Genomic DNA, 18,129 nt, shown 5'->3' with positions numbered 1-18,129 from the left:
ATCCAACTATTTGCCTTAAAGCCCAACTATTTATTGAAAAATTGGCCCGGCTTAATTTTTACATTTATTGCCCATTGTCATCAGACAGACTAACCAGGAAGGAAAGTGATGAAGAACCTGCTCGATAAAATAAACCTGCCCGCTAAATTTCTTATTCTGGGCTTATTTGCCCTGATTTTGTTTGTTTTGCCAACAACGCTATTTATCCACACGGGAAACCAGCTTATTGATGCTAAGCATCGCGAGCTTAGCGGCATCCCCGTCGAGAAACAGATGCTCAGGCTGCTGAACCTGCTGCAGCGTCATCGTGCTGAAACCGCCATCGCTATCGCGTTAAAGAAGCCAGACAACCCGCCGCGCGTGGCGCTGATGACTGAAATCAATGGCCTCTCTGAGGATATCCAGTCAACGCTGCGCCAGCAGGATATGCGCGCCCAGCCTTTACAGCGCCTCGATCAGATGAACCAGGCGTGGACGCAGCTGCAAAACGATATTAACAGCGGCACGCTCTCTTTTGCCGACAGCCTGACTGCGCACGCGCGTCTTATTGAGCTTATGCTGAGCGCTAATCGCGACATTCTGGACTATTACGGTATGTCGCTCGACAGCGACCTCAACACCTATCAGCTGATTACCAGCATTTTTAACCGGCTGCCGCAGCTAACCGAAACGCTGGGACAAATCCGCGCGGCTGGTGCCTCCCTGATCGCATCCGGTGCGATTTCAGAACGCGATTTTAGCCGCATGGCTTTCCAGGTCGAAGCGGGCAAAACGGCGCTGGAGCAGTTCAATAGCAACCTGGAGAAGGTGTATGCCATTGAACCCGCGCTGGCTGCGGATTTCAGCGCGGCCGCGCAGGAGGCGAACCGACAGGCCCTTAGCGCGCTGCAGCTTGCTGAACGCGTGTTTGTCAGCAGAAGCGCCAGCGTTACACCGGTGGAATATGTCCAGACTTTTACCCAGGCCATTAATCAGTTCAGCACGCTGGGCGCGCAAAATGGCGATCGGCTGGCGCAGATGCTGCAGACGCAAATTGACATGCATCGTCATCAACAATATATGCTGCTGGCCGGTTTGCTGGCGGTAGCGCTGGTGGCGATTTTTATGGCGCTGATGATCAGCCGCTCGGTTACGCGTCCTCTACAGGATGCGGTACGTCTTGCCAGCAGTGTCGCGGCAGGGGATCTGACCTCCACGCTTCACATCGGCGGCAGCAACGAAATGGCCGAACTGCTGCATGCGCTAATGAAGATGCAGCAGCACCTTGCCCGACTGGTTTCCGATATTAAAAACCACGCCGCCACCATCGCAACGTCTTCAGAAGAGATTGCGCAGGGCAACGGGGATCTCTCTTCCCGCACCGAAGAACAGGCCGCCTCTCTGGCGCAAACCGCCGCCAGCATGGAGCAGCTGGCGTCGATTATTCAGCAGAACGCCGACAACACCCGTTTTGCATCTGATAAAGCGGTTTCTGCCACTCAGGCGGCGTTGAAGAGCGGCGAGGCGATGGATTCGGTAATGGATTCCATGCGCAAGATCCACTGCAGCTCAGGCCAGATAGCAGAGATTACTTCTGTGATCGACAGTATTGCGTTTCAGACCAATATCCTGGCGCTGAACGCCGCCGTAGAAGCCGCCAGGGCCGGCGAGTCGGGCAAAGGGTTTGCGGTCGTGGCGACGGAAGTGCGCGCGCTGGCGCAACGCTCTGCCAGCGCCGCGAAGGAGATAAAAAGCCTGATCGAACACTCGGTCAGCCAGGCGCAGGAAGGAATAAACATGGCGCAAAGCGCAGGCGATAAGGTGAAGCAGAGCCTGAGCGCTATTGAACAGACCTCACAGCTTATCCGCGATATCTCCTCCTCTTCAGCGGAGCAGAGCAGCGGCGTTTCGCAGGTCAATATCGCGGTCAATCAGATGGATCAGGTAACGCAGCAGAACGCGGTGCTGGTGGAGCAGTCAGCGGCGTCAGCGGACGATCTGGCTGGACGCGCCGGGCAGCTGCGTCATATGGTGGCGGTGTTCCGTACGGTCTGAGCCGGTAACTGAATGCTCCTTTATCCTGGAGGGCAGACGCTGCTGTTGACACGACGCGCTTAGCACATTGTGACATCTCTGAAGCAGCAGTTTGTTTACTGCTGCTTTTGCGCAACGCATGCGTTTTTAAACGCTATGCTTATGGGTCAGGCCAGAAAGAGCAGAGGTAGGTTTGTACATAACAGAGATCGATATTGATCATTACGCGCTTGAGTTAAGACGTATTGCAGCAGGGTATCAGACAGGCGAAAAACTACAGGATGTTAAAAAGCGGGTCGACGGGCTTATCGAGACGCTTAAAATGACGCTGGCCAACGATGCGCAGCTACAGGTGCAAAAATGGAGCGAACTGGCGGAGGCGTTGAGCCACTATATGAAAAATACCGCCGATCCCGACTGGACCACCATTATGGCCTATGCCAAAAGAAAGGTGAACCGGAGTAAACAGAACGCCATGTTCCGGCGAAAACGCTTTAAGAATTAAACCGCCGACGGCGGTTTTTTTCTGCCTGTCGCTTACCTCGCGCGCCACTCTTACGGATAAGTTTAGCCAGGCCGCAAAGGCTATACTCTCCCACTTCACCGCAGTGCAACGTTGTTATGCAGTAATGGTTCCATGCGCAGATTCACCCGTCATTAACCCTCAACACGCAGTGTTACCGGATTTGGGAGATCACCATGAAGAAAATTGGCATCAACGGTTTTGGACGTATTGGCCGTCTGGTTTTACGACGCATTCTGGAGCAGCAGGAGGCGGTGGAGGTGGTCGCGATTAACGATCTCACCTCGCCAGAAATGCTGGCCTATCTGCTGAAATATGACTCCAACTACGGCGCCTTCCATGGCGACGTCAGCGTGGACGGCAATGCGCTGCTGGTCAACGGCAAGAAAATTACCGTCTTTGCGGAGAAAGAGGCGAAGAACATTCCGTGGGGATCGCTGGGCGTTGACGTTGTTATTGAATGTACCGGTTTCTACACCTCAGCGGAAAAAGCGCAGGCGCATCTGGACGCTGGCGCAGGCAAGGTGTTGATCTCTGCGCCGGCAGGCGATATGAAAACCATTGTGTATAACGTTAACCACGACACCATCAGCGCGGAGGACAAGATCATTTCCGTTGCCTCCTGCACCACCAACTGCCTTGCGCCGATGGCGAAAGCCCTGCACGACAGCTTTGGCATTAAAGTTGGCACCATGACCACAATCCATGCCTATACCGGCACCCAGGCGCTGGTGGATGGGCCGCGCGGCAAAGATTTCCGCTCATCGCGCGCGGCGGCGGAAAATATTATCCCGCACAGCACCGGCGCGGCGAAGGCGATTGGGCTGGTGATCCCGGCGCTGACCGGCAAGCTGAAAGGCCACGCGCAGCGCGTGCCGACCAAAACGGGTTCGGTCACCGAGCTGGTGTCGATTCTGGAGAAAAAAGTCACGGTCGACGAGGTTAACGCGGCGCTGAAGCGCGCCTGCGAGAACAATGAGTCGTTTAAATATACGGAAGACCAGATTGTCTCCACCGACGTAATCGGCGTGCCTTACGGCTCTGTCTTTGATGCAACCCAGACGGAAATCAGCGAAGCGGGCGACCTCCAGCTGGTTAAAACCGTTTCCTGGTATGACAACGAATATGGTTTTGTCACCCAGCTGGTGCGCGTGCTGCATCTCTACGTCACCCTCTGAACGCGAGCGGGCTGTTCAGCCCGCTCTGTTTCCCAGCTGTTCCTGCAAAAAATTCAGCAGCACGCGGTTCACTTCGCTGCGCTGGCGATGCTGCGGATAGACCGCATTCAGGCAGAGCGGCGCAGGCTGGAATGGCTCCAGCACGCTGACCAGTTCGCCGCGCTTCAGCGCCGGCCCGACAATAAATTCCGGCAGCAGCACCAGCCCCAGCCCGGCAATCGCCGCATCGCGCAGCACTTCGCCGTTGTTGCTCAGCATCGGGCCCTGTACGGTCACGCTTCGGCGTTTGCCCGACTGCTGTAGCTCCCAGCCGCTTAAGGCTTCCCGTCCGTAGCGCAGACAGGCGTGCTGTGCCAGATCGTCCGGCGTGTCGGGTTCGCCCGCCCGCGCCAGATAAGCGGGGCTGGCGCAGATCAGACGCCGCTGTTCGCCGAGACGGCGCGCAATGAGCGTCGAATCGGCCAGCGCGCCGATGCGTATAGCCATATCGAACCCTTCACCGATCATATCGACGTAACGATCCGCCAGTTCAATATGAAACTGCAGGGCAGGATGCTGCGCCAGGAACTGCGCAATAAGCGGTGAAAGGTGGCTCATGCCGAACGACATCGGCATGCTGATGCGGAAGGTGCCGTGAAGCTCCTGCCGACGCGTCGACATCGCCTGCTCCGCTTCGCGGATATCGTCGAGAATGCGCTGCGCGTGCGGCAGGAAAAGCATACCCGCCTCCGTCACCGAGAGTTTGCGCGTATTGCGGCTCAGCAGCTGCGACCCGAGCGACGCCTCCAGCGCGGCCATGCGGCGGCTGACATACTGCTTGGAGAGCATGAGCTGCTCCGCGGCGGCGGTGAAGTTGCCTGCATGAATAACGGCGACATAGATACGAAGGTCTTCTATCAGCATATTGTCCACTTATTTGTGACAGTGATTGCCATTACAGCCTGTTTTTGTGGAAATTAGTTTACGGTATTGTCTGTTCCATCGGAAGGGCAAAGGCGCTTCCCCTTTTACATAACAGGAGCAGACCATGATTGAGCAACGACTGTCAGAGCAACGCGGCCTCGGCGACCACGGCTGGCTGCATTCACGCCACACCTTCTCGTTCGCGAATTACTGGGATCCAAAACAGAGCGGCTTTTCCGACCTGCTGGTGATCAACGACGATCGGGTTGCTGCTGCACGCGGTTTCGGCGCGCATCCGCACTCTAATATGGAGATCCTCTCTTACGTGCTGGAGGGCGCGCTGGAGCATAAAGACTCCATGGGCACCGGTTCGGTTATCGTCCCTGGCGACGTGCAGCTGATGAGCGCAGGCAGCGGCGTGACGCACAGCGAATTCAACCATTCGAAAAGCGATGGCGTGCATTTCCTGCAGATCTGGATTGTGCCGGCGGAAAAAGGAACGCAGCCTGGCTATCAGCAGATTTCAGTGCCGGAAAGCGAAAAACGCGGTCAGCTGCGCCTGATTGTCTCGCCGGAAGGCGAAGATAACGCGCTGTCGGTGCGTCAGGATATGCGTCTCTATGCCGGTTTGTTCGATGGCGATGAGCAGCAGACTTTTACGCTAAACGAGGAGCGCTACGCCTATATTCATGTCGCACGCGGCAGCGTGACGGTGAACGGCATCAGCTTTAAGGCGGGCGACGGGGCGCGGGTGCGCAACGAGAAAAGCCTGACCTTTAGCGGGGGCGACAATGCTGAAGTGCTGCTGTTTGATCTGCGCCCGGTTGAAGTAAACCATCCGAGCCGTTAATGGCTGATAAAAGCCCGACGCCAGCGCGTCGGGCTTTTCATTTATGTATTGCCGCTAAAGAGAGAGGCCGCGCGCCAGGGCTGGCTACTCTCCATAGCCGAGCACTTACCTGTTCGGTTTTTCCTCTGACGATTCTTTATCGTCCTGCTTTTCCTCTTTTTCCAGCCCGACCGGTTCCTCATGGTCCAGCCGGTGCGGCTTCAGCAGCTGAATATCCAGGATCACATAGGTCATGGTGGTAATAAACAGCGAGATAACGCTGCCGATTACGCCGCTGGTGGTAAAGGTAAAGAAGTTATACATCACTACCCATGTGACGCAGATAAACAGCGCCAGCGCGACATTGATGGCGGAAAACGAGTAGTGAGTGGTACGCGCGCCCAGATCCATAATCTGCTTATACACGCTGCCGCCGGTATATTTCTCCAGCAGCACAATTGCGCGCTCCCAGTTTTGCAGACGGCGGGCGCTGCTGCGGGTAACAAACAGAAACAGCAGCGAGATAAAAAAGCCGGAGAAGGCGATCAGTACCGGCACTGCCTGCAACGCATAGTCGAGGCTTTTATGGCCGGTGCCGCGCGACAGATCCAGCGTCAGGGATGCGCCGAGCGCGGCGTAGAGAAACACAAACAGCGCGAGGAACAGCGCGTTGCGTTTCCAGTCGCTTTCTACTTCAACATTGCGCTGAGCACGAGCGCTCTGCAACGTCTGGCGTATCGTTTCTGCCTGCGCAGAACCGGGTTCAATAGACACAACCGGCTCGCCTAAAAAAGTGTGCAGAAACTGTTCATCCGCCTTTTCAATCATCATCTTTATTATCCATAAACGTTAAACGCGATGGGCACAGTGTAATAGAGGCGTCGTACGTGGCAAAGCGCAGGCCTGAAACAGCGGCGCGCAGTACGCATAATGGAGAAAAAAGAGGAGGGTATTGTTCTGAAAAAGAGGCGAAGGTGACGGCTTTATAACAAAAACGCAAAAAGAAATCCGATATTTATTTACAACCTCATCATTAACGTTTGCTGCTTTCCTTTGCTGGCAAGGCCTGAGGCCGTTTTACCGCTTTCGACCGCCTGGCGGCACGCATCCGGCTTTTGCCAGATGGTTATAACCTGCCGCTATAAGATATGTTTTTCCATTATCAGTAAGGCGGTTTGAAGGTGTTATTTTAGGGCTTCGTAAAACAACACAAGTGACATAGATATGTCGTCACATATTATTGATTTTCTTTTAATTGGCAATAATTTTGGTACACCAGAAATGCGCGCTGTCTGGTCGGAGCAGAACCGGCTGAAACAGCAGGTACAGGTCGAGGTCGCGCTGGCTCAGGCAGAAGGCGAACTTGGCGTTATCCCGGCGCAGGCGGCAAAGACCATTGTTGAACGCGCCGATCCATCACAGCTGAATATCGACGATATCGCTCAGCAGGGCGCGCAGATGAAACACTCGCTGATGCCGACGCTGGTAGCCTTGCAAAAACAGTGCGGCGAGGCGGGCGAGTTTATTCACTATGGCGCAACCACGCAGGATATCGTTGATACCGCTACCGTACTGCAACTGCGCGACGCTTTTGCCATTATCCAGCGCGACGCAACTGTGCTGGCCAATGAGCTTTCTGCCGTCGCCAGACGCTATCAGCATACCCCGATGGTGGGCCGTACTCACGGCATGCAGGCGCTGCCCACCACCTTCGGTTTTAAAGTCGCCGTCTGGCTGGATGAATTCCTGCGCCATCTGACGCGCCTTAACGACATCAAACCCCGTACCCTTACCGGCAATATCAACGGCGCCATCTCTACTTACGCTTCCTTCGGCCCGCAAGGCCCGGAAGTGGAAAAGCGCACGCTGGATATTCTGGGGCTGGCAACGCCGAATATCGGCTGGCAGTCGGCGCGCGACCGCTTCTCGGAGTTCGCCTCCGTTGCGGTGCTGATCAGCGGCACGCTGGGCAAAATCGGCAACGAGCTTTATAACCTGATGCGCACTGAAATCAACGAGATTGAAGAGCCATTCTCCGCCGGAAAGATAGGTTCAACCACCATGCCGCACAAGCGCAATCCCGCTGCGCTGGAGGGGCTGGCCAGCCTGACCGCGCCGGTGCTGAAAAGCGCTGCGCTGATCTATGAATCGATGCACGTCGAACACGAGCGCGACGCCATGAGCTGGCGCGCCGAGTGGATCGCCCTGCCGGAAATCTGTATTTACCTTTCGGCGCAGCTGCAAAACGCCATCGCTATATTGCGTGGCATGACGGTGAATGAAGCGCGCATGCGCCGCAACCTGGATATGCAGGGCGGTCTGCTGCTGTCAGAAAAGGTGATGTTCGAACTGGGCAAAAAGCTGGGCAAGCAGACCGCGCACCATGTGGTGTACGAGTGCGCCATGCAGGCCTACGAACAGCAGCGCGACTTCAAAGAGACGCTGCGCGCCCATCCGCAGATGGATAACAGCATCAGCGACGACGAACTCAACGGCTGGCTCGATCCGGTGAACTATCTCGGCTCGGCGCCGCGCAAGGTGGATGAGGTTATCGCCGCCGCGCAGGCGTCAGGACTGCTGGAGATACGGGCATGAGCGATAGCTTCCGCCAGCTGACCGAGGCTGATACCGCGGCCTATTACACGCTGGTACACGCGGCCTACGCTTCCGCGCGCGATCTGGGCATTAAATTCGATGCGGCCACGGCCGACGCCGCGCAGATGCAGCGTCATATCGCCGCTCACGGGGTTTACGGCATGTTCCGCGAGGATGAACTGGTCGCCTCGGTGACGCTGCGTTATCCCTGGGGCCCGCTGCCGGGTCCCTTCGGTCTGCCACATATCGGCTGGTTCGCCACCGCGCCGCACTATCGCGGTCAGCGGCTGGGAGCGAAGATGCTCGACTGGCTGGAGCAGGCTGTGTTGCACGAGCAGCTGCGCGCGCCAGCCTATTCGCTCGGCACCGCCGAAAACCATCCGTGGCTGATTCAGCTTTATGAGGCGATGGGCTTTGAGAAGGTCAGCAAAAAAGACCTCGGTAAAGGTCATATCACCGTTTATATGAAAAAAACGATTCATACACAGCACGCCCGCTAAGCGCGGCTGCACAGAAGAGACGAGGGAAATCACCATGAAAAAAGGGTTAATCGCACTGTCCGTCGTGATGGCGGCCTCACTGCTTAGCGCCTGTGACAACAATGATAAAACCGCGCAGGGCGGCTCCGACGCCACGACCATTCGTGTCGGCGCGACCGGCCTGAGCTTTCCCGGCGCCTTTAAGAAAGATGGCAAGCTGACCGGATTCGACGTTGAGGTTACCGAAGCGATCGCCAAAGACCTGAACTACAAAATCGACTGGGTCACCTCAGATTTCAGCGGCCTGATGGGCCAGCTGGAAGGCGGCAAGCTGGATACCGTGGCGAACGTGGTTGCTATCACGCCAGCGCGTCAGGAGAAATATAACTTCTCCACCCCTTACAGCTACTACGGCAGCCAGATTGTTACCAATAAAGGCAACGCCAATATCAACACGCTGGACGATCTGCGCGGCAAGACGATTGCCGGCGTGCTCGGCTCCAACCACCTGGCTAACCTGAAAAAAGCCTTTGGCGATAACGGCGTGACGATCCGCACTTACGAGAGCCGCGACGGCGCGATGAACGACGCCATCAACAATCGCGTGCAGGGCTACGTCAACTCTGGGCCGATTTTGATGGCTGAGATTAACCAGAAAGGTCTGCCGCTGAAGTTTGTCGGCCAGCCGCTGGTCATCGAGTCTGTCGGTTTTCCGTTCCACAAAGATGAGAAGGGCGACAAGCTGCACGCCGCGTTTGACAAAGAGATCGACGCAATGCGTAAGGATGGTCGCCTGAAAGCGATTTCGGAAAAATACTTCGGCGAAGATATTACCGTACAGCCGTCTCACTAAACCCTGCATTTACTTGTCAACGTTTGCCACCGCCGGGTGGCAAACGTCGTTAAGGGCTTTTTATGAATTTTGATTTTAATTATCTGCTGAAAATTTCGCCGCAAATTCTCAGCTATCTGCCGGTCACGCTGATGCTGGCCGTGGTGTCGATGGCGTGCGCCATGGTGATTGGCCTTGGGCTGTCGCTGCTGCGCAACAGCAAATCGATGGTGGTGAGCAAGCTGGTCGAGCTTTATATCTCGCTGTTCCGCGGCATGCCGTCGCTGGTACAGCTTTTTATCATCTACTTCGGCCTGCCGCAGCTGTTCCCGGCGCTGACCGGCATGTCCGCCACCACCGCCGCGATTATCGGCTTCAGCCTGAAGACGTCAGCCTATATGGCGGAGATCTACCGCGCCGGTCTGGCGTCAGTCGATCCCACGCAGATGGAAGCGGGGCTCTCTATCGGCATGCGTCGGGCGCAGATCTATCGCCGTATCATTCTGCCGCAGGCGCTGCTGAATGCGCTGCCCGCTACCGGCAACACCTTTATTTCGCTGATCAAAGACACCTCGGTCGCTTTTGCGCTGGGCGTCTCTGAAATGTTTGCCGAAGGCAAAATGATTGCGGCGGAGTCGCTGTGCTACTTCGAAACTTTCCTCGTAGTAGGCCTGATTTACTGGCTGGTGATTATCGGTTACGCCCGCCTGCAGGCGCTGCTGGAGAAAAAACTCAGTCACTCACTGCAACGCTAAGGCTCTTATGATCAGTGTAAAACAGCTTAATAAACGTTTCGGCGATAAGGTCGTGCTGAACGATATCAGTCTGACGATCGGCGAAGGCGAAGTGGTGGCGATTATCGGTCCATCCGGCTCCGGCAAATCGACCCTGCTGCGCTGCCTTAACCTGCTGGAAAAGCCGGAGTCCGGCGTTATCCAGATCGGCGAGGTTTCGCTCGATACCGCGAACTACAGCGCGAAAGAAGAGCATGCGCTGCGCGGTCAGACGGCGATGGTGTTCCAGAACTACAGCCTGTTTCGCAACAAAAGCGCGCTGGAGAACATCACCGAAGGTCTAATCATGGTGAAAAAGATGCCGAAAGCGCAGGCCAGCGAGACCGGGATGAAGCTGCTGGAGCTGGTCGGCATGGCGCCGCAGGCGCATCAGTATCCGGTCACGCTCTCCGGCGGACAGCAGCAGCGCGTCAGCATTGCGCGCGCGCTGGCGGTTAAACCGCGCGCCATTCTGTTCGATGAGCCAACCTCCGCGCTCGATCCCGAACGCGTGCATGAAGTGCTACAGGTAATGAAGAGCTTGGCGCAGCAGAAGACCACCATGGTGATCGTCACGCATGAGATGCAGTTCGCGAAAGAGGTGGCCGATCGCGTCATCTTTATGGCAGACGGCCATATTGTCGAGCAGGGGCCGGCGGAGCAGGTGATCAGTTTTTCCGACAATCCGGTGACGCGTCGCTTTTTGCGCCAGATGACTAACATCGAAACCAATGATGATTTCAATATTTAAGCGTGCCGCCGCATACTTTGCCGCAGGCCATCGCATGGGAAGAAGATAAGATGAAAGAGATCCGCGAACAGGACAGGGCGCTTGCCAGCCAGATCCAGGCGTTTCGCCACGATATGCACCGTTTTCCTGAGCTGTCGAACCAGGAGTTCGAGACCACGGAAAAAATTCGCGCCGCGCTCACCGAAGCGGGCATCCGTATTCTCGATCTGCCGCTGAAGACCGGCCTGGTCGCTGAGGTGGGCGAGGCGTCAGGCCCGCTGGTCGTGGTGCGTTCCGATATCGACGCCCTGCCGATCGAAGAGGAGTCCGGCGTAGAGTTTACCTCTGAGCGGGCAGGCGTTATGCACGCCTGCGGCCACGACTTCCACACCTCTGCCGCGCTGGGCGCAGCCATCTTGCTGCAACAGCAGGCGGCGTCGCTGAAAGGCCGCGTGCGCATTCTGTTTCAGGCCGCCGAAGAGACCGGTCTGGGCGCGCCCGATCTGATCGCCACCGGCGCGCTGGATGAGGCCGCCGTGATTTTCGGCATCCATAACGATCCTACCCTGCCGGTTGGCGTGGTGGGCGGCAAAGAGGGCGCGCTGACGGCGGGCGTGGATCGCTTTGAAATCAAAGTGGCCGCTAAGGGCGCGCACGCGGCGAAACCGCATGAAGGCAACGATCCCATTATTATTGTGGGCCAGATTATCAGCGCGGTGCAGACGTTGATCAGCCGCAACGTGCCGTCGGATCAGAACGCTGTGGTTTCCATTACGCAGATCCACAGCGGCAGCACCTGGAACGTTATCCCGGATACCGCCTATATGGAAGGCACGGTGCGTACCTTTAGCGCCGAGGCGCGCGCGCTGATCGAGCAGCGTTTTCGGGCGCTGCTCGACGGGCTTGCCGCCGCGTTCGGCGCGAATATTGAGTTCCTGTGGCATGCCGGCCCGCCATCGGTGGTGAATACGCCGGAGTGGGTGGATTTCGCGCTGGAGCAGGCGAGCGACGTCGGCTTTGAGGCGCGCCGCATTGAGGCCAGCCCGATCGGTGAAGACTTCGCTTTCTATCAGCAGAAGATCCCCGGCACCTTTATGATGGTGGGTTCAGGTGGCCCCTGGGCGCTGCACCATCCGAAATTCCGCGTCGACGATAAAGCGCTTTTTCCAACCGCGCAGTATCTGGCGCAGCTGGCGGTTAACGCCTTGAATAAACTAGCCTGATAGCGGTGTTTTCGGAGCGAACGGCTGCACGTTCGCTCCTTTTCTCTCTTTTCCTTCCTGATCCTTACTTAAGTTTCAAAACCCCACGCCGATAAGCTCTGTAACAGCTTTGCTGTTTTATTCACCAGCACCAGAAAATGAAAGAGTGGGGGAAAACCAATAATGAAAGCCGATCGCGCCACAAAAAAAAGAATAAGCACCCGCGCCATGATGCTGCTGACCGGCGCGTTAACTATTACTACCGGCTTCGCCGTCACCATCGGGGTGCTGAGCTGGCAGTCAGGTCAGGCGCAGCACAGGCTAGCGGAAGAGTATCTGCAGCAGATTGCGCGCAGCAAGGCGATGGAGGTGGAAAAGAGCCTTAACCATGCGCGTGATGTGGCGCAGAGCCTTGGGCAGAGCCTGATAGCGATGCCGGATGCCGGCATTCATGACCGGCACGCCCTGGATAAGCTGACCGAATATACGCTCCGCAGCAATCCCGATTACCTCTCCATTTCGGTGATCCTGGAGAAAGATGTCTTCGACGGGCGCGACGCAGAGTTCGCCACGCAGAGCGGACAGCCACCGGAAGGGCGCTACGCCTGGTTTGTCGATAGCGATAAGGCGGGTCATTACATGATGCATCCGCTGACCTCCTTTCTGACGCCGGGCCAGGGCGACTACTATCTGGTGGCGCAGCGCACGCGGAAAGATTTTCCTACTGAACCTTACAGCTACGCCTATAACGGCGTGCCGACGCTGCTTACCTCTATCGCTACGCCGATTATCGATCGCGGCAAGCTCTGGGGCGTCGTCACCTCCGACATTTCGCTGGCGGCGCTGCAGCAGCGGGTCAATGAGATCAAACCCTGGCAGGGAACAGGCTACGCAATGCTGCTCTCCAGCGGTGGAAAGATCGTCTCCTCGCCTGACAAAGAGCAAAATAACCAGATGTGGAAAGGCGACAAGAGCCGCCTGAAACCTGACGTGATGGAGCAGGATGACGCTATTCTCGGTGAAAAATCCCTGATCACCTGGCAGCCGGTTGTTATCGGCAACAGCAGCAACGTCTGGTATCTGGGCGTCGCCGCGCCGGTGAGCGTCGTCATGAGCGCCGCGCGTCAGCAGTTGCACAACGCGATCTGGATGATGCTGGCGAGCATTGTGCTGGTGAGCCTGCTGCTTGGCGTCGTATTCAGCCGTATCGTGCTGCGTCCGCTGGGTGGCGAACCTGCCGACGCGGCGGCCTTTGCGCTGGCGGTGGCGGATGGGCAGCTTCATACCCGTATTCCGCTGAAAGCGGGTGACCAGAGCAGCCTGTTCTATGCGCTGCATACCATGCAGGCGCGGCTGATCGCCATGGTGAGCCATATCAAAGAGACCAGCGCATCGGTACGCGACGGCGCGGAGGAGATCGCTAAAGGCAATATCAATCTGGCGTCGCGCACCGAGCAGCAGGCCGCCGCGCTGGAGGAGACCGCAGCCAGCATGGAGCAGCTTACGGCGACGGTGAAACACAACGCCGCCAATGCGCATCAGGCGACGACGCTGACGGAAAATGCCTCACTGACCGCGCGTAAAGGCGAGGCGCTGGTGGGCGAGGTGGTGCAGACCATGGCGCAAATCAACGACAGCGCGCGCAAGATTGGGGATATCACCGCCATCATTAACAGCATTGCGTTCCAGACCAATATCCTGGCGCTTAACGCAGCGGTAGAAGCGGCGCGCGCAGGCGAGCAGGGTCGCGGTTTCGCCGTGGTCGCTTCTGAGGTGCGGAATCTGGCGCAGCGCAGCGCCTCGGCGGTGAAAGATATTGCCTCGCTGATTGAAGAATCAACGCAGCGCGTCGACAGCGGCGTCAGCCTGGTTCGCACTGCGGGCGATACCATGCAGGAGATTACCCAGGCGGTGACCTCGGTGCAGGCGATTATCGACGAGATTGCTACTGCATCGGACGAGCAGAGCCGCGGCATCAGCCAGGTCTCTATAGCGGTCAACGAGATGGACAGCGTCACGCAGCAGAACGCCGCGCTGGTGCAGGAGATCTCCACCGCCGCCAGCGCTATGGAGGATCACTCCGCCATGCTGGCGCAGTCGGTCGAGCAGTTCCGGCTGGAGGGGCAGCCAGCGTAACGCGATATGGAAGAAAGCAGCCGCCAGGCTGCTTTCTTCACCTTTGCCCGCTTAACCTTTCCAGCGCGACTGCCGAATAATGCTGCAGAAATTAAGCGGCGCGAAGTCAGGCTGTTTATCCGCAATCACATCAGCTTTTACATTCCCGAAGGTGGTTTGAGGCTTGTGCCGGATACCCTCGTAAAAAGCCTGGATAATCTCCTCTTTAAAGGAGGCGCTGCGCGGATGCTGCTGCACCACCGCCTCGCGCTCTTCATCGCTGAAGCCATCGTAACGGATACCCAGCACGTCCATTTCAACGCCTGCGGTCACCAGCGCAATTTCCGCCGCCATAAACTCAGGAATGCCGGGCGTAGTGTGCAGCGCTATCGCCGTCCAGACCTTGTCGATATCGCTTTGCGCAATGCCGTAGCTGGTCAGAAAGTCCTGCGCCGCGTTCGCGCCATCCACTTCAAAACGTTTGTCGCAGCTACAGTGCTCGTGCGTCAGGCCAATATCGTGAAACATGCAGCCAATGTACAACAGTTCGCGATCGACCTTCAGCCCGCGCTGCTGGCCTGCTAAAGCGCCCCAGTAGTAGACGCGGCTGGAGTGGTGAAACAGCAAATCGGATTCGCGGTCGCGAATAAACGCGGTAGCGTCGCGGGCGAGTTGCGTATCAGGAATGGTGACGCCGTTTATATGAAAGTTCATCAGGATTCTCCAGTGGGTTAACTGACTGTGAGCATAAAACGCATGACGCTTGTCTCAAATTGTCTTATAACGACGTTTAAGGTCATAACGACAGTTCAGGACGCCCATATCGCATGTCTCACTCAGTTACCCTGTTCGCGCTGCCCGGCGTGCAGCTGCTCGACGTTTCCGGCCCGCTTGATGTCTTTGCCGAGGCGAACCGCGCGCTGAGGCGTCAGTTCTATACCCTGCGCGTTATGGCGTCGGGTTCCAGCGCTATAACCGCTTCGTCCGGCGTCCGGCTTAGCGCCGACTTCTTGCTGGAGGAGGCAGCCCAACACCCGATCGACACGCTGCTGGTGGCGGGCGCGCCGGATGCGGAACAGCAGACGCTGAGCGAAACGCAGTGCGCGCAGCTGCGGGCGATCTGCGGGCGCAGCCAGCGCTATGGCTCCGTCTGCAGCGGCGCGCTGCTGCTGGCACAAACCGGGCTGCTGCATCAGCGGCGCGTCACGACGCACTGGGCCTGTGCCGAACTGCTGGCGCTGCGCTGTCCGCAGGCGCTGGTGGAGCCGGACGCTCTCTATGTCGCCGACGGGCCGCTGCGCACCTCCGCAGGCGTGACTGCCGGGCTGGATCTGGCGCTGCGGCTGGTAGAGGAAGATTTAGGACGCGAGGTGGCCCAGGAGGTTGCGGCGAGCCTGGTGATGTTTTTTCGACGCCCGGTCAGTCAGGGACATTTTGCCCGGCGCGACAGCGTGTCGCTGACAGGCCGCGCCGCGCTGCAGGATCTGCAGCGCTGGGCGCTGGCGCATCTGCAGGAGATTGGCGGCGTGCAGGATCTGGCGGCGCATATCGACCTCAGCGTGCGTCATCTGGGGCGTCTGTTCCGTCAGGAGCTGGATATGCAGCCGGGAAGCTGGCTGGAAAATGCGCGCATAGAGAAAGTGCGCGCGCTGCTGGAGGAGGGACAACTGCCGCTGAAGGCGATCCCTGCCGCCAGCGGCTATCGCAGCGGCGATGTAATGCGCCGCGCCTTTGTAAAACACACCGGCATGACGCCGGCGGTTTATCGCAGGGTATTTTTACAGAGGGAGCGGGAGTAGCTGCGTTGCTCAGGTCTCCAGTTCCACTTTTACCCAGCCCGGCTCGCGCTTGTCGAAAGCCTTGTAGGCCTCAATGACATTCTCAATCGGTTCCTCGTTGGTCAGCACTTTGGTGGGATCGATTGCGCCGGTACGCGTCAGTTCCAGCAGATAAGGGATATGGGTGTGGTGGTTGCAGTTGCCCATTTTGATGGTGAGATTTTTGTTCATCGCCTTGCCGATGGGGAAGGTCTCAGCGGTCGGCGGATAGACGCCGATGATGCTCAGACGACCCGCTTTTTTCAACCCGGCGATCGCCCACTCCAGCGCCTGCGTCGGCGCATCGCCGGGGATCCAGTTGTCGTGTTGCTGATGAGTTTCAGGCGCGACCTGCGCAACCTCCTGCGCGAATTTATCCGCTTTCTCCTCCGCCTCGGCGCTGGCCGGGCCGTGATGGGCATGCTGGCTGTCAACGCCAACGGCGTCAATGGCACAGTCTGCGCCGGTGCCGCCGGTCAGCTTTTTAATCACCTCCACCGGATCTTCACGCTCGAAGTTTACCGGGAAAGCGCCCTGGCGGCGCGCCATCGCCAGCCGGTCTTCATGGCTGTCTACCGCAATCACCCGCGCCGCGCCCATCANNCAGCGCGCTGGCGATGGCGAACTGGCCGACCGGCCCACAGCCGAACACCACCACAATATCGCCGCGGGTGATATCAGCCAGTTCGGCGCCAAACCAGGCGGTAGGGAAAATATCGCTGATTAAAATGGCCTGCTCATCCGTTACGCCGTCGGGGATTTTAACCAGCGTATTAGCGGCAAAAGGGATACGCGCTTTTTCAGCCTGAAGCCCGTTTACCGGGCCGGTCGCTTTGGGGCCGCCAAAAAAGCAGGTGCCTGCCTCCGGGCCATTAGGGTTAGCGTTATCGCACTGGGCGGTGTGGCCAGCGCGGCAGGGCGGGCAAACGCCGCAGGATACGGTGGAGCAGACCACCACCCGATCTCCCTGGCTGAAGTTACGCACCTCGTCGCCAACCTGCTCCACGATGCCGACCGCCTCATGCCCCAGGATAGTACCGGGCTGCATATCGCTAAAGGTGCCACGAATAAAATGCAGATCCGTTCCGCAAATCGCCGAGGCGGTAATTCGAATAACGGCATCGCCCGGTTGTTCAATTTGCGGATCGGGAACGTTATCTAACTGGATATTTCCCACGCCATGCCAGACTAATGCTTTCATTATTTACCTCTGCCTCTTGAGTGTCGTTTGCTGGAAACCTGTCGGACTAAAAAGTATAGAAAGCGTCAGAAATCCTGCCTGCTGGTAAATAAACGCAGCGGTTAGCAATGATTAACACTTTTTGGGATCTCTCTCTTAAATAATTTTATCTGCTTGAAATTTAATGTCTTTTTATGGGTGGGATTCAGCGCAACGCTAAGGTTTTAATCATGCGTAACCTTATAAGCGAAGCCGTTTTATTGCAGGCCATATAATTGCCGCTAAGCTGAAGACATAACTTTACATAACAATCAAAGCACGCTGGCAAGATGCCAATTGCAATGTCGATAACGAGGCGTTAAATGTCAGAGAAAACCTGTACCATTATTTATAATGGCGAACCCCTGGTAGGCGCCGTTAATCAGCCCTTGATCGACTTTCTCACCGAGCGGGGAAAAAAACTGCCTCACGTCTGTTACCACCCGGCGCTGCAGCCGCTGGAAAGCTGCGATGTCTGCTGGGTGGAGGCCAACGGCGAAAAGGTACGCGGCTGTACGCTGCGCACTTTTCAGGGGCTGGAAATCAACAGTGAAGGGGAATGGCCGCGCGCCGCGCAGCAGGAAGGGATGGATCGCATCCTTAACCGGCATGAGCTTTACTGCACAGTTTGCGAACACAACACCGGCGACTGTACGCTGCATAACACCGTCGCGGATATGCATATCCCAATCCAGTACTACCCCTACCAGCGCAAACCCACCAGCAAAGACCACTCCAATCCGTTCTATACCTACGATCCCGACCAGTGCATTCTGTGCGGGCGTTGCGTAGAGGCCTGTCAGAACGTTGAAGTCAATGAAACGCTCAGCATCGATTACACCCAGGAGCATCCCCGCGTGCTGTGGGACGGCGGCACGCAGATTGCGGGATCGAGCTGCGTCAGCTGCGGTCACTGCGTCA

At 57.3% G+C, this 18,129-nt stretch carries 18 protein-coding genes; 13 read left to right on the top strand and 5 right to left on the bottom strand.

Annotated elements, in window-relative coordinates:
* Window positions 1-108 precede the first annotated feature (108 nt).
* The 3 genes from B3797_RS19450 (at window position 109) to gap (ending at window position 3,714) form a co-directional block, all read left to right on the top strand.
* Window positions 109-2,034, top strand: a complete 1,926-nt coding sequence (locus tag B3797_RS19450) for a methyl-accepting chemotaxis protein (RefSeq protein ID WP_311791940.1) — start codon at window positions 109-111, stop codon at window positions 2,032-2,034.
* Between the two features lie 301 nt (window positions 2,035-2,335).
* Window positions 2,336-2,518, top strand: a complete 183-nt coding sequence (locus tag B3797_RS19445; protein ID WP_311783393.1) for a hypothetical protein — start codon at window positions 2,336-2,338, stop codon at window positions 2,516-2,518.
* A 194-nt stretch (window positions 2,519-2,712) separates the two neighbouring features.
* Window positions 2,713-3,714 (top strand): type I glyceraldehyde-3-phosphate dehydrogenase, encoded by a 1,002-nt coding sequence (gene gap, locus B3797_RS19440; RefSeq protein ID WP_311783392.1) that lies wholly within the window; start codon window positions 2,713-2,715, stop codon window positions 3,712-3,714.
* 15 nt (window positions 3,715-3,729) lie between these two features.
* On the opposite strand, the gene B3797_RS19435 is transcribed toward gap, so the two are convergent.
* Window positions 3,730-4,617 carry a LysR family transcriptional regulator gene (locus tag B3797_RS19435; protein WP_311783391.1) on the bottom strand — a complete coding sequence of 296 codons (888 nt, stop codon included), beginning with the start codon at window positions 4,615-4,617 and terminating at the stop codon, window positions 3,730-3,732.
* Window positions 4,618-4,741: 124 nt separating this feature from the next.
* Between B3797_RS19435 and B3797_RS19430 the strand changes: the two genes are divergently transcribed.
* On the top strand, window positions 4,742-5,467 hold the full coding sequence (locus B3797_RS19430; protein ID WP_311783390.1) for a pirin family protein: 726 nt from the start codon (window positions 4,742-4,744) through the stop codon (window positions 5,465-5,467).
* A gap of 105 nt (window positions 5,468-5,572) precedes the next feature.
* Here B3797_RS19430 and B3797_RS19425 read toward each other — a convergent pair whose 3' ends face one another.
* Entirely contained in the window at window positions 5,573-6,283 is a 711-nt protein-coding gene (locus tag B3797_RS19425; RefSeq protein ID WP_311783707.1) for a hypothetical protein, read from the bottom strand.
* 387 nt (window positions 6,284-6,670) lie between these two features.
* Here B3797_RS19425 and purB point away from each other — a divergent pair, with 387 nt between their 5' ends.
* The 7 genes from purB (at window position 6,671) to B3797_RS19390 (ending at window position 14,193) form a co-directional block, all read left to right on the top strand.
* On the top strand, window positions 6,671-8,041 hold the full coding sequence (gene purB / locus B3797_RS19420; protein WP_311791938.1) for an adenylosuccinate lyase: 1,371 nt from the start codon (window positions 6,671-6,673) through the stop codon (window positions 8,039-8,041).
* Window positions 8,038-8,541: a GNAT family N-acetyltransferase gene (locus B3797_RS19415; protein WP_311791937.1), complete on the top strand. Its 504-nt coding sequence runs from the start codon at window positions 8,038-8,040 to the stop codon at window positions 8,539-8,541. The genes purB and B3797_RS19415 overlap by 4 nt, the downstream gene beginning before the upstream one ends.
* A gap of 28 nt (window positions 8,542-8,569) precedes the next feature.
* On the top strand, window positions 8,570-9,373 hold the full coding sequence (locus B3797_RS19410; protein ID WP_311791939.1) for an amino acid ABC transporter substrate-binding protein: 804 nt from the start codon (window positions 8,570-8,572) through the stop codon (window positions 9,371-9,373).
* Between the two features lie 62 nt (window positions 9,374-9,435).
* The gene (locus tag B3797_RS19405; RefSeq protein WP_311791936.1) at window positions 9,436-10,107 is read left to right on the top strand and encodes an amino acid ABC transporter permease; all 672 of its coding nucleotides are present in this window, start codon (window positions 9,436-9,438) and stop codon (window positions 10,105-10,107) included.
* Window positions 10,108-10,114: 7 nt separating this feature from the next.
* Window positions 10,115-10,876: an amino acid ABC transporter ATP-binding protein gene (locus tag B3797_RS19400; RefSeq protein WP_311791935.1), complete on the top strand. Its 762-nt coding sequence runs from the start codon at window positions 10,115-10,117 to the stop codon at window positions 10,874-10,876.
* A 50-nt stretch (window positions 10,877-10,926) separates the two neighbouring features.
* The gene (locus tag B3797_RS19395; protein WP_311791934.1) at window positions 10,927-12,078 is read left to right on the top strand and encodes an amidohydrolase; all 1,152 of its coding nucleotides are present in this window, start codon (window positions 10,927-10,929) and stop codon (window positions 12,076-12,078) included.
* Window positions 12,079-12,240: 162 nt separating this feature from the next.
* The gene (locus B3797_RS19390) at window positions 12,241-14,193 is read left to right on the top strand and encodes a methyl-accepting chemotaxis protein (RefSeq protein WP_311791933.1); all 1,953 of its coding nucleotides are present in this window, start codon (window positions 12,241-12,243) and stop codon (window positions 14,191-14,193) included.
* Between the two features lie 51 nt (window positions 14,194-14,244).
* Here the strand turns inward: B3797_RS19390 and B3797_RS19385 are convergent, their stop codons facing one another.
* Window positions 14,245-14,886: an HD domain-containing protein gene (locus B3797_RS19385; RefSeq protein WP_311791932.1), complete on the bottom strand. Its 642-nt coding sequence runs from the start codon at window positions 14,884-14,886 to the stop codon at window positions 14,245-14,247.
* A 113-nt stretch (window positions 14,887-14,999) separates the two neighbouring features.
* On the opposite strand from B3797_RS19385, the gene B3797_RS19380 reads away from it, so the two are divergent.
* On the top strand, window positions 15,000-15,971 hold the full coding sequence (locus tag B3797_RS19380; protein WP_311791931.1) for an AraC family transcriptional regulator: 972 nt from the start codon (window positions 15,000-15,002) through the stop codon (window positions 15,969-15,971).
* A gap of 9 nt (window positions 15,972-15,980) precedes the next feature.
* Here B3797_RS19380 and B3797_RS19375 read toward each other — a convergent pair whose 3' ends face one another.
* Together B3797_RS19375 and B3797_RS19370 are read right to left on the bottom strand one after the other, a co-directional pair.
* Window positions 15,981-16,574 (bottom strand): zinc-binding dehydrogenase, encoded by a 594-nt coding sequence (locus B3797_RS19375; protein WP_311791930.1) that lies wholly within the window; start codon window positions 16,572-16,574, stop codon window positions 15,981-15,983.
* A complete protein-coding gene (locus B3797_RS19370) occupies window positions 16,552-17,190 on the bottom strand; it encodes an alcohol dehydrogenase catalytic domain-containing protein (protein WP_311791929.1) in 639 nt (212 codons plus the stop codon). Before B3797_RS19370 ends, B3797_RS19375 begins: the two co-directional genes overlap by 23 nt.
* 341 nt (window positions 17,191-17,531) lie before the next feature.
* Between B3797_RS19370 and B3797_RS19365 the strand changes: the two genes are divergently transcribed.
* Window positions 17,532-18,129 (top strand): 2Fe-2S iron-sulfur cluster-binding protein (locus tag B3797_RS19365; protein WP_311791928.1); only part of this gene is annotated, 598 nt, incomplete at its 3' end.

The sequence above is a fragment of the Pantoea sp. UBA5923 genome, assembly GCF_002431095.1.
In the GTDB taxonomy this organism is placed as follows: Bacteria; Pseudomonadota; Gammaproteobacteria; order Enterobacterales; family Enterobacteriaceae; genus Pantoea; species Pantoea piersonii.
This window is presented reverse-complemented; position numbering and strand designations above follow the sequence as displayed.

Excerpts from the sequence above, each read along its gene's own strand:
- B3797_RS19415 (WP_311791937.1), top strand. The coding sequence starts at position 8,038 with ATGAGCGATAGCTTCCGCCAGCTGACCGAGGCTGATACCGCGGCCTAT.
- B3797_RS19390 (WP_311791933.1), top strand. The coding sequence starts at position 12,241 with ATGAAAGCCGATCGCGCCACAAAAAAAAGAATAAGCACCCGCGCCATG.
- gap (WP_311783392.1), top strand. The coding sequence starts at position 2,713 with ATGAAGAAAATTGGCATCAACGGTTTTGGACGTATTGGCCGTCTGGTT.
- purB (WP_311791938.1), top strand. The coding sequence starts at position 6,671 with ATGTCGTCACATATTATTGATTTTCTTTTAATTGGCAATAATTTTGGT.
- B3797_RS19380 (WP_311791931.1), top strand. The coding sequence starts at position 15,000 with ATGTCTCACTCAGTTACCCTGTTCGCGCTGCCCGGCGTGCAGCTGCTC.
- B3797_RS19395 (WP_311791934.1), top strand. The coding sequence starts at position 10,927 with ATGAAAGAGATCCGCGAACAGGACAGGGCGCTTGCCAGCCAGATCCAG.
- B3797_RS19400 (WP_311791935.1), top strand. The coding sequence starts at position 10,115 with ATGATCAGTGTAAAACAGCTTAATAAACGTTTCGGCGATAAGGTCGTG.
- B3797_RS19405 (WP_311791936.1), top strand. The coding sequence starts at position 9,436 with ATGAATTTTGATTTTAATTATCTGCTGAAAATTTCGCCGCAAATTCTC.
- B3797_RS19430 (WP_311783390.1), top strand. The coding sequence starts at position 4,742 with ATGATTGAGCAACGACTGTCAGAGCAACGCGGCCTCGGCGACCACGGC.
- B3797_RS19450 (WP_311791940.1), top strand. The coding sequence starts at position 109 with ATGAAGAACCTGCTCGATAAAATAAACCTGCCCGCTAAATTTCTTATT.
- B3797_RS19445 (WP_311783393.1), top strand. The coding sequence starts at position 2,336 with ATGACGCTGGCCAACGATGCGCAGCTACAGGTGCAAAAATGGAGCGAA.
- B3797_RS19435 (WP_311783391.1), bottom strand. The coding sequence starts at position 4,617 with ATGCTGATAGAAGACCTTCGTATCTATGTCGCCGTTATTCATGCAGGC.
- B3797_RS19385 (WP_311791932.1), bottom strand. The coding sequence starts at position 14,886 with ATGAACTTTCATATAAACGGCGTCACCATTCCTGATACGCAACTCGCC.